We start from the raw sequence: 10,045 nt of genomic DNA, 5'->3' as shown, positions 1-10,045 counted from the left end.
GTGGCCGGTGGGGGGGCGGGGCGCGGCCGGACGGTGGGGTCTGACTGAGTGGGGGGCCTCAGTGGAGCAGGCTCCCCTGGAGCTCCGCACGCAGGTCCGGGGTGAGGACGGAGCCGGCGCGGTCGACCAGGAGGGCCATCTCGTAACCGACCAGGCCGATGTCGCACTCGGGGTGGGCGAGCACGGCCAGCGAGGAGCCGTCGGAGACGGACATGAGGAAGAGGAAGCCGCGCTCCATCTCCACCACGGTCTGGGCGACGGTGCCGCCCTCGAAGATCCGGGACGCACCCGCGGTCAGCGAGGTGAGACCGGACGCCACGGCCGCGAGCTGGTCGGCCCGGTCCCGCGGGAATCCTTCGGACATGGCAAGCAGCAGGCCGTCGGCGGAGACCACCACCGTGTGGGACACCCCGGGGGTGTTGTCCACGAAGTTGGTGATCAACCAGTTCAGATTCTGCGCCGCCTGGCTCATCTGACTCAACTATCGCTCCTGCTGGTGAGTGGGGTCCATCGAGAAACTGCCGGTCGACGGGCCGTTGCCGGCCTGTCGCCCCTGCTGGATACCCCGGCGGAGATTGGTCAGGCGACCGCGCACATCGTCGGGCGCACGCGAGACCTGGGGGCCTGCCTGGTTCTGCTGCTGTTGTGCGGTACCCGCGACCAGGTTGGCACGCGGGACCCGCTTGGGCAGACCGGAAGTGGTGACACCGCCGGCGGCGGGCTTGCGGGCCCGCTCGGCCTGGCGGACGAGTTCGTCGTTGGGCGAGGGCCGCCAGGAGCCGTTGCCGGCCGCACCGTTGGCATCGCGCTGCACGGGCGCCGGACGGCGCTCGGGGTTCTGCGGGGCCGCGGCCGGGGGCTGCGCCGGACGCAGCCCCTGGGGCCCGCCCTGACCGGCCTGGCCCGGGTGGCCCTGGCCCTGCTGGGGCTCGGGCTGACCCGGCTGCTGGCCGTTCTGACCGCCCTGGCCGTGGAACCAGTTGGTCTCCAGGGTGTCATACAGCGGCGTACGGCCGTCACCGGCGTTCGGAGCCGGCGGCAGGGCCTCCGGCTGCGACTGCTGCGGCGGGGTCCCGGCGCCGGGACGACGGCCCTGCTGCGGCGCCTGGTACTGCTGGGGCTGCGGCTGCTGAGGCTGCGACTGCTGGGGGCGTGGGGCGTCGAAGTCCGGCCGGGCGAACTCGGAGGTGGCTCCGGGTCCCTGGCGGTCGTCCATCGGCGGGCGGGCGTAGTGGCCGTTGCCGGGACCGGCGCCCTGACCCTGGCCCTGGCCCGGGTTCTGGCCGTACGCGCCGGGGCGCTCGAACTGGCCGGTCGCCTGGGGCGGCAGGGACGCGGGGTCCTGGGCACCCTGCGGCGCGCCGAAGACGTCCGGGCGCATGAACTGGCCGGTGGACTGCGGCGACTGGGGCGCGTCCGGGCGGCCGGGCGGCGGCCCGTCGAAGTCGGGGCGGGCGAACTCGGCCGTGGAGCCGGGGCCCTGGCGGTCGTCCAGCTGCGGCCGGGGGTACTGGCCGGTGTGCTGCTCGCTCTCCTCGTGACCGCGCGGACCGTCCTGGGCCGGCTGCTCGTTGCCCCAGCTCGCGGCCTGCGGGCGCTGCGGGGCGCCGCCGCCGGGCAGCTCGGCGCGCGGGGCGCCGGACTGCGGGGTCTGCGGGCGGTCACCGCGGCGCGGGGCCGGGGGCTGCTGCTGGGCCGGGATTCCGGTGCCGAAGGCGCCGACCTGGCCGAAGCCGCCCTGGTTCTGGCCCTGGCGGGGCGGCTGGGCGGCGCCGTCGCGCGGAGGGAGCGCGGCACGGGGACCCGTACCGCCGGCCACCGCGCCGCGCGGGGCGCCCGTGCCGAGCCGTCCGCCGCCACCGGGGCCGCCGGCCGGGCCGCTGCCGAGCGCACCGGCGAGACCCGCGCGGGCMCCGGGGCCCGGGGTCWCGCCGGGACGGCCGGCACCGGGTCCCGAGGGGGCCTGCCCCTGGGGGCCGCCGGGCTTGCCGGGCGCCTTCTTGCCGCCCTGGGCGACATCGACGGGCAGCATGACGAGGGCCGTCGTGCCGCCGGAGTCGGAGGGGCGCAGCTGGATGCGGATGCCGTGACGCAGCGAGAGGCGGCCGACCACGAACAGACCCATGCGGCGCGAGACCGAGACGTCCACGGTGGGCGGCGACGCGAGCCGCTCGTTGATCGCGGCGAGGTCCTCGGGGGAGAGGCCGATGCCGGTGTCGTGGATCTCGACCAGGACGCGGCCGTCGGGCAGCGCGTGGCCGGTGACCCGGACCTTGGTCTGCGGCGAGGAGAACGAGGTGGCGTTCTCCAGCAGCTCGGCGAGGAGGTGCACGAGGTCGTTGACCACGCGGCCGGCGACATCGGTCGCGGGCACGGCGGCCAGTTCGATGCGCTCGTACTGCTCCACCTCGGAGGCGGCGGCGCGGAGCACGTCGACCAGCGGGACCGGGCGGGTCCAGCGGCGGCCCGGCTCCTCACCGGCGAGGACGAGGAGGTTCTCGCCGTTCCGGCGCATGCGCGTCGCGAGGTGGTCGAGCTTGAAGAGCGAGGAGAGCTGGTCCGGGTCGGCCTCGCGGGACTCCAGTTCGGAGATGAGCGAGAGCTGACGCTGGATGAGGCCCTGCGAGCGGCGCGAGAGGTTGGTGAACATCGCGTTGACGTTGCCTCGCAGCAGGGCCTGCTCGGCGGCGAGGCGGACCGCCTCGCGGTGCACGTCGTCGAAGGCCGCGGCCACCTGGCCGATCTCGTCCCGGGAGTGCACGCCGACCGACTCCACGGACGTGTCGACATCCTGCGGGTCGGACTCGGAGAGCTGCTTGACGAGCTCGGGCAGACGGTCCTGGGCGACCCGGGTCGCGGTGTCCTGGAGGCGGCGCAGCGAGCGGATCATGGACCGGGCGACGACGAACGCGCCGACCAGCGAGACGCCGAGGACGATGAGGATCAGGGCACCGTTGAGGATCGCGTCCCGCTGCGACTGGTCGCGCAGCTCGCGGGCCTTCTGCTCCATCTCGCCGAGCAGGGTCTGCTCGATCGTCTTCATCTGGTTGATCTTGTTGGAGTCCTGGTCGTACCAGTCGAGGTACGAGCGCTTGGTCTCCGTGGCGAGGCCGCCCTTGAGGACGCGCTGGGAGTACGCGTTGGCCGCGGTGATCTCCGAGTTGCCCTTGTCGAGCGGGGCCATCAGCTCTTCGGGGTTGCCGTGGTTGCTCTCGTAGACGATCGAGAACGACGACAGCTCCTGGCGCTCGCCGTCCGCCGCGGACTTGGCGTAGAGGCGGTCGGACTCGGCGAGCGTGCCGGTCTTGTCCTTGGTCGCGGGGAGCGCGGCGGCGATGATCGCGCGCTGGATGGAGGCGTACTCCTTGGCGGAGGAGAACGCCGCCAGGGCACGGGTGCGCTTGATCATCTCCGGGTTGGAGGTGGCCTGCGCCATGTCCTGGGAGAGGCTGAGCAGACCGCGGATGAGGCGGCTGTAGCCCTCGACGGTCTGGGAGTCCGAGACGTCGCCGCGGTAGGCGCTCTTGCGGATGTTGTCGAGGTCCTGGAGCTGGATCGCGATGGCCGTGACGTTACGGCGGATCGACTCCAGGGCGTCGTCGTTGTCCGGGTTGTCGACGTCCTGGGTGGCCGTCATGAACGACTGCTTGACCCGGTCGGTGGTGTTCTTGGCCGTCTGGACCATGTCCGCGCCGGTGTCGGTGGCCAGCGGGCCCGCCGACTTGTCGCGCTCCTCCTGGAGCGCGGCGGCCAGCTCGGTGGCCTGCTTGGTCATGTCGGTGAGCAGCTGCATGTGGTCCAGCTGCTTCATGTCGTTCATCGACTCGTTGATGCGGAGCCCGCCGAGGGTGGTCGCGGCGACCACGGGCAGGGTCAGCAGCGCGACCAGTCGGGTGGAGATGCGCCAGTTGCGCAGGGCTATTCGTGACCCGGTGTCCACCGCCGGCTTCGGCTTGGGCGCGGCCGAGGGCTTCTCACCGCCCGCGGCGGAGCGGCCCGTGGGGCCGGAGGGGCCGGCCTTGTCGTCGCCACCCGGCGAAGGAGCCGACGGATTCTGGGTGGCCCGGGGGTTCTGGGCGTGCTGGGGCGAGGAACTGACTGATGTGGGGCCAGTCCCGCCGTGCGGCTCCTGCTCCGCCGCAGCGCTGCCATCCCTCTTGAAACGTCCCTGCACTAGCGTCGCAACCTCTGGACCAGGCGTCCCCCCGCTCTGAACGGCAGGGACGGTGTCGGCGTCGTGGGGCAAGTGTGCGCCCCATGTGTTGGTCGTGAGTGACCGGCGCTTGTTGGTCTCCCCCTCCCCGCCGCCACTCGGCGCTGCGTTGCGCCCCTGCGCGCCGGTCAGTGACCCGCGGCGGTGCGTGGAATTCCAGCACAGTGCCGGATCTCCAACAAGGCCCGTGTACCGGGCTGTGACCTGAGTGACACATTGTGATGAACGAGTCACGAGCCGTAGAAACTGGGCACGGATGAATCGGACTTTTGCCCACGAGTCGCTTACGTGGGAGGAGCTACCCAGTCGCCATGATCAAGAGCGGAATGGAGGGTTCAGTGGTGCAATGTCCGTTTAGTCGCCCATAGTTGACGGGCCGTAATGTCCGGAATGGTTACCAACTCGTGAGCAAACTCACACGATGATCGTCGGCTCTACAGCCGTTTGCCGGGAATTCGAATGTTTAGCCTGACGCTTTACAGGGATGGGCAATCCGACAACCGGCGCCGCCGCGCGCCCGCAACCGACAGGGTCCGAACGGCAGATGAAGACGACGATGATGATCCGCACCATAGCCAACCCCCGCCGCACCACCCTCGCGCACCTCACGGACGCCGAGGAGATGCAGACGGCGCTCCTGCCCGAGCACCCGGTCGACCTGCCGGCCCAGACGGCCAACCCGCGCCGCACCACCCTCATGGACGCCCCGGTCGTGGCCGCCGCCCAGTAAAGAAGGGGGGCGCGCCCCCGGCCCGTACGTCACCGGCGCTCCCACCGGCCCGGACGGCGTCCTCGAAGCGCGGGTCGCCCCCTCACCCGCGTTAGCCTGGAGCGTCAGTCTCCAGCCAGCGACCAAGTGAGGGGCGACAGCATCCCGTGCGCATCGCCAGATTCTCCATCGACGGCAATGTCGCCTTCGGCGCGGTCGAGGACACCCCGCAGGGGCTCGTGCTCGACATCATCAAGGGCATTCCGTACGCCGACTTCGAGCTCTCCGGGACCAAGGTCCCGCTGAGCAAGGTCCGGCTGCTGCCGCCGGTGCTGCCGAACAAGGTCGTGGCCATCGGCCGCAACTACGCGGAGCACGCCAAGGAGCTCGGCAACGCCATCTTTGACGATCAGGGGCGTCCCGAGGCGCCCGTCGCCTTCTTCAAGCCCACCACCTCGGTGATCGGCTCCGGCGACGCGATCGAGTACCCCTCCTTCTCCGAGGAGCTGCACCACGAGGCCGAGCTGGCCGTGGTGATCGGCCGGATGTGCCGCGAGGTCCCGCGCGAACGCGTCAAGGACGTCATCTTCGGCTACACCTGCGCCAACGACATCACCGCGCGCGACGTGCAGCAGCGCGAGAAGCAGTGGGCCCGCGCCAAGGGCTTCGACACCTCGTGTCCGCTCGGCCCCTGGGTGGAGACCGACCTCGACCCCACCGATCTCACGATCCAGGCGACGGTCAACGGCGAACAGCGCCAGCTGGGCCGCACGAGCGACATGATCCGCTCCATCGAGGACCTGGTCGTCCACATCACCGAGGCCATGACGCTGCTCCCCGGCGACGTCATCCTCACCGGCACCCCCGCCGGGGTCGGCCCCCTCAACCCCGGCGACGAGGTCGCCGTCACCATCGAAGGCATCGGCACTCTCACCAACAAGGTGATCAAGCGTGGCTAACGCGACGAACGTCCGCGTACGTTTCTGTCCCTCCCCGACCGGCAACCCGCACGTGGGCCTGGTCCGGACCGCCCTGTTCAACTGGGCGTACGCCCGGCACGTGGGCGGCACCATCGTCTTCCGCATCGAGGACACCGACGCTGCGCGCGACTCCGAGGAGTCGTACCAGCAGCTCCTGGACTCCTTCCGCTGGCTCGGCCTGGACTGGGACGAGAGCCCGGAGCTGGGCGGCCCGCACGCCCCGTACCGCCAGTCCCAGCGGATGGACATCTACAAGGACGTGGCCGGGAAGCTGCTCGCGGGCGGCTACGCGTACCACTGCTACTGCACCACCGAGGAGCTCGACCAGCGCCGCGAGGCGGCCCGCGCGGCCGGGAGGCCGTCGGGCTACGACGGCCACTGCCGCGAGCTGAGTGACGGGCAGAAGGCGGCGTACGAGGCGGAGGGCCGCACGGCCATCGTCCGCTTCCGGATGCCCGACGAGCCGATCACCTTCACGGACCTGGTCCGCGGCGAGCTGACCTTCACCCCGGACAACGTGCCGGACTACGGCATCGTCCGCGCCAACGGCGCCCCGCTCTACACGCTGGTCAACCCGGTCGACGACGCCCTGATGGAGATCACCCACGTCCTGCGCGGCGAGGACCTGCTCTCCTCCACCCCGCGGCAGATCGCGCTCTACAAGGCGCTCATCGAGCTGGGCGTGGCCAAGGAGACCCCGGTCTTCGGCCATCTGCCGTACGTGATGGGCGAGGGCAACAAGAAGCTCTCCAAGCGCGACCCGCAGGCGTCCCTGAACGTCTACCGCGAGCGCGGCTTCCTCCCGGAGGGCCTGCTCAACTACCTCTCCCTCCTCGGCTGGTCCTTCTCGGCCGACCAGGACGTCTTCTCGCTCTCCGACATGGTCGCGAGGTTCGACGTCGCGGACGTCAACGCCAACCCGGCGCGCTTCGACCTCAAGAAGGCCGAGTCGATCAACGCCGACCACATCCGCATGCTGGACGTGAAGGCCTTCACGGCCGCCTGCGAGCCGTGGCTGACCGCCCCGCACGCCAACTGGGCGCCCGAGGACTTCGACCGCGCCGCCTGGGAGGCCATCGCGCCGCACGCCCAGACCCGGGTGACCGTCCTGTCGGACATCACGGCCAACGTCGACTTCCTCTTCCTGAAGGAGCCGGTCCAGGACGAGGCGTCCTGGACCAAGGCGATGAAGGAGGGCTCGGACGCACTGCTGCGCACGGCCCGCGAGAAGCTGGAGTCGGCCGACTGGTCCTCCCCGGAGTCCCTCAAGGAGGCCGTCCTGGCCGCCGGCGAGGCGCACGGCCTCAAGCTCGGCAAGGCGCAGGCCCCGGTCCGCGTCGCCGTCACCGGCCGCACGGTCGGTCTGCCGCTCTTCGAGTCCCTGGAGATCCTGGGCAAGGAGAAGACGCTGGCCCGCATCGACGCGGCGCTGGCGAAGCTGGCGGCATAGTCGCTTGACGTATGTCCCGCAGGGGCGTCGGCCGGTCGGGCGACGCCCCTGCGGCGTACCGTCGTGGCATGACCGTCCGCGCCGTCCTGTGGGACATCGACGACACGATCTTCGACTACGCCTCGGCCGCCCGCGGGGGCATGCACGCCCATCTGGAGGTGGAGGGGCTGCCCGCCGCCTACGCGTCGATGGAGCAGGCGCTCGCGGTCTGGGAGGAGCTCACCGCGTACCACTGGGCGCGGTTCGCCGCAGGGGAGACCGACTGGCAGGGCCAGCGGCGCGACCGGGTGCGCGCCTTCCTCGGCGCCGACCTGGGCGACCCCGACGCCGAGAGCTGGTTCGAGCGCCATCTGGCCCACTACGAGGCCGCCTGGTCGCTCTTCCCGGACACCGTGCCCGCCCTGGACCTGCTCGCCGACGGCTACCGGCACGCGGTCCTGTCCAACTCCTCCGTCCACCACCAGGAGCGCAAGCTCCGGGTCCTGGGGGTACGCGACCGGTTCGAGGCGGTGGTGTGCGCGGCCGAGCTGGGGATCTCCAAGCCCGAGGCCGGGGCCTTCCACGCGGCCTGCAAGGCGCTGGGACTCGCCCCCGAGGAGGTCGCGTACGTGGGCGACCAGCCCGACATCGACGCGCGCGGCGCCGTCGAGGCCGGGCTGCTGGGGATCTGGCTGGACCGCAACGGGCTGGGGGGCAGGCCCGAACTGGTGCGGATCACGGGCCTGGAGGAGCTCCCCGGCCTGCTGCGCCGGGATACCCGTTTTGGAGCGCCGGACACCTTCGGGTAATGTTCTTCCTGCGCCGAGGGGAGCGGGAAGAAAAGCCCGGGACCGACAGCGCAAGCCGAGCAGGATCCCCGGTGGGGATGGTGTTCCGGTGGCCTATGGTGTAATTGGCAGCACGACGGTTTCTGGTTCCGTTAGTCTAGGTTCGAGTCCTGGTAGGCCAGCTCGCAGAGCTTATCTGCACCGCGGATTCCAGATCCGCAAAGCCCCCGTTGTGTAGCGGCCTAGCACGCTGCCCTCTCAAGGCAGTAGCGCCGGTTCGAATCCGGTCGGGGGTACAGATCCTTCCCAGGGGGACAGTCCGGGTCGCACCCGCTGACTCTCATGCAGGATCGCTAGGGCCCCCGTTGTGTAGCGGCCTAGCACGCCGCCCTCTCAAGGCGGTAGCGCCGGTTCGAATCCGGTCGGGGGTACTGGTCTAAACCACCATGGGCTATGGTGTAATTGGCAACACTACGGTTTCTGGTACCGTCATTCTAGGTTCGAGTCCTGGTAGCCCAGCAGATCGCATGATCGAAAGATATGCGGTCGCCGATCCGCAGGGATCAACACGCCCCCGTTGTGTAGCGGCCTAGCACGCCGCCCTCTCAAGGCGGTAGCGCCGGTTCGAATCCGGTCGGGGGTACGTGAGGAAGGGGCCCGGCACACATGGTGTGCCGGGCCCCTTCCGCATGCCCGGGGGCGGGCGGCCCCGGGGCGCGCGTCATGGCCGGACGAAGCGCCGCGCCGACTCCTGCGCCTGGGCCAGGCGCCGCAGACTCAGCAGCACCGGCTCGTACAGCACGGTCAACGCCACGGCCGCCTCGACCTGTTCGGCGGGGGTGTCGCAGCGCTCCACCAAGTCCAGGTCGGTGACCGCCACTTGCGTCGCCGCCGCCGCGTACGACGCCAACTCCTCGGTCCCGCAGGGGTATCCGAGACGGGCGAGCGCGGTCACCGCGGTGAGCAGCGTCAGATACGCGCCCGAGCGGCCGTGCGGGTCGGAGCCGCCGTACTGCCAGCCGAGATCCTCGATCAGCGCGTCCACCGACGCGCGCGCGGCGCGCGCGTGCGGGTCGGCGGGGCCGGGCTCCGGGGCGTGCGGCAGGGCCTCGACGGCGACGCCGAGCCGGGAGTGGTGGTCCAGGGTGTCGTCCTCCAGGGCCGCGAGGACCTCCTTGGCGACGGCCACCGGCACCCGCCCCACCTGGATCAGCGCCCGCGCCAGCTTGAGCCGCTGGAGGTGGGAGGCGTCGTAGTCGGCCTGGGTGGCGGTGACCCGCTCGCCCGGCGGCAGCAGGCCCTCGCGCAGGTAGTACTTGATCGTCGCTGCGGGGACCCCGCTCCGCTCGCTCAGCTCGGCCAGCCTCATATCCCTTGCGCCTTTCCTTGGGGAGTGCCACTATCCAACCATTGGATAGTGACGCTATCCACTGCACGGCCCGAGCAACCGTCACGTCATGGGGGACTGTCATGAGCGCGAAGCCGATCGAAGGACGTATGGCCGCCGCAGCCGAGGGGGACGTGGTGGTCTTCCTCATCGGGATGCGCGTCAACCGCTTCCGCGCCCTGCGCAGTTGGCTGCCGGTGATGTCCGCGATGCCCCGGATGCTGAAGGAGCTCGCCGGGGAGGAGGGCAGCGGGCTGCTGGGCCACCAGTCCGTCCTGGCCGGGCCGCGCACCCTGGCGGTCGTGCAGTACTGGGAGTCCGAGGAGAAGCTCATGGCCTACGCCTACGCGCAGGGCAAGGAGCACCGCCCGGCCTGGGCCGCCTTCAACCGCCGGGCGCGCGGGGCGAAGGGGGCCGTGGGGATCTGGCACGAGACGTACGTCGTCCCGGCGGGCTCGTACGAGACGGTCTACAACAGCATGCCGGAGTTCGGTCTCGGCAGGGCCACGGGCGTGGTGCCGGCGGGACGCCGGGGGGAC

Annotated in this window: 8 protein-coding genes and 5 tRNA genes; 10 read left to right on the top strand and 3 right to left on the bottom strand. The window is 71.1% G+C overall.

All coding sequences use genetic code 11. The features are described 5' to 3' along the window. Window positions 1-58: 58 nt before the first annotated feature. Window positions 59-472, bottom strand: a complete 414-nt coding sequence (locus ACJA3G_RS20630) for a roadblock/LC7 domain-containing protein (protein ID WP_067164664.1) — start codon at window positions 470-472, stop codon at window positions 59-61. Window positions 473-481: 9 nt separating this feature from the next. Continuing rightward, complete coding sequence (locus ACJA3G_RS20625) at window positions 482-4,174, bottom strand: nitrate- and nitrite sensing domain-containing protein (protein WP_406554492.1); 3,693 nt, start codon at window positions 4,172-4,174, stop codon at window positions 482-484. Window positions 4,175-4,757: 583 nt separating this feature from the next. Here ACJA3G_RS20625 and ACJA3G_RS20620 point away from each other — a divergent pair. The 9 genes from ACJA3G_RS20620 (at window position 4,758) to ACJA3G_RS20580 (ending at window position 8,762) form a co-directional block, all read left to right on the top strand. Beyond that, window positions 4,758-4,943 carry a hypothetical protein gene (locus tag ACJA3G_RS20620; protein WP_406554491.1) on the top strand — a complete coding sequence of 62 codons (186 nt, stop codon included), beginning with the start codon at window positions 4,758-4,760 and terminating at the stop codon, window positions 4,941-4,943. A 146-nt stretch (window positions 4,944-5,089) separates the two neighbouring features. Next, window positions 5,090-5,881 (top strand): fumarylacetoacetate hydrolase family protein, encoded by a 792-nt coding sequence (locus ACJA3G_RS20615; RefSeq protein WP_406554490.1) that lies wholly within the window; start codon window positions 5,090-5,092, stop codon window positions 5,879-5,881. Beyond that, the gene (gene gltX / locus ACJA3G_RS20610) at window positions 5,874-7,352 is read left to right on the top strand and encodes a glutamate--tRNA ligase (RefSeq protein WP_406554489.1); all 1,479 of its coding nucleotides are present in this window, start codon (window positions 5,874-5,876) and stop codon (window positions 7,350-7,352) included. Before ACJA3G_RS20615 ends, gltX begins: the two co-directional genes overlap by 8 nt. Window positions 7,353-7,420: 68 nt before the next feature. Continuing rightward, window positions 7,421-8,140, top strand: a complete 720-nt coding sequence (locus ACJA3G_RS20605) for an HAD family hydrolase (protein WP_406554488.1) — start codon at window positions 7,421-7,423, stop codon at window positions 8,138-8,140. A gap of 89 nt (window positions 8,141-8,229) precedes the next feature. Further along, window positions 8,230-8,301: transfer RNA gene (locus tag ACJA3G_RS20600), tRNA-Gln, on the top strand. A 41-nt stretch (window positions 8,302-8,342) separates the two neighbouring features. Beyond that, window positions 8,343-8,415: transfer RNA gene (locus ACJA3G_RS20595), tRNA-Glu, on the top strand. A gap of 62 nt (window positions 8,416-8,477) precedes the next feature. Further along, window positions 8,478-8,550, top strand: a tRNA-Glu gene (locus tag ACJA3G_RS20590). 16 nt (window positions 8,551-8,566) lie between these two features. Then, window positions 8,567-8,638, top strand: a tRNA-Gln gene (locus ACJA3G_RS20585). A 51-nt stretch (window positions 8,639-8,689) separates the two neighbouring features. Further along, window positions 8,690-8,762, top strand: a tRNA-Glu gene (locus ACJA3G_RS20580). 78 nt (window positions 8,763-8,840) lie between these two features. Here ACJA3G_RS20580 and ACJA3G_RS20575 read toward each other — a convergent pair. After that, entirely contained in the window at window positions 8,841-9,488 is a 648-nt protein-coding gene (locus ACJA3G_RS20575; RefSeq protein ID WP_406554487.1) for a MerR family transcriptional regulator, read from the bottom strand. Window positions 9,489-9,589: 101 nt separating this feature from the next. On the opposite strand from ACJA3G_RS20575, the gene ACJA3G_RS20570 reads away from it, so the two are divergent. Next, window positions 9,590-10,045 (top strand): DUF4188 domain-containing protein (locus ACJA3G_RS20570; RefSeq protein ID WP_406554486.1); only part of this gene is annotated, 456 nt, incomplete at its 3' end.

This window comes from Streptomyces sp. YS-3, assembly GCF_045257485.1.
Classification (GTDB): domain Bacteria; phylum Actinomycetota; class Actinomycetes; order Streptomycetales; family Streptomycetaceae; genus Streptomyces.
This window is presented reverse-complemented; position numbering and strand designations above follow the sequence as displayed.

Coding starts and splice junctions, on each gene's coding strand:
- ACJA3G_RS20630 (WP_067164664.1), bottom strand. CDS start 472: ATGAGCCAGGCGGCGCAGAATCTGAACTGGTTGATCACCAACTTCGTG.
- ACJA3G_RS20620 (WP_406554491.1), top strand. CDS start 4,758: ATGAAGACGACGATGATGATCCGCACCATAGCCAACCCCCGCCGCACC.
- ACJA3G_RS20605 (WP_406554488.1), top strand. CDS start 7,421: ATGACCGTCCGCGCCGTCCTGTGGGACATCGACGACACGATCTTCGAC.
- ACJA3G_RS20575 (WP_406554487.1), bottom strand. CDS start 9,488: ATGAGGCTGGCCGAGCTGAGCGAGCGGAGCGGGGTCCCCGCAGCGACG.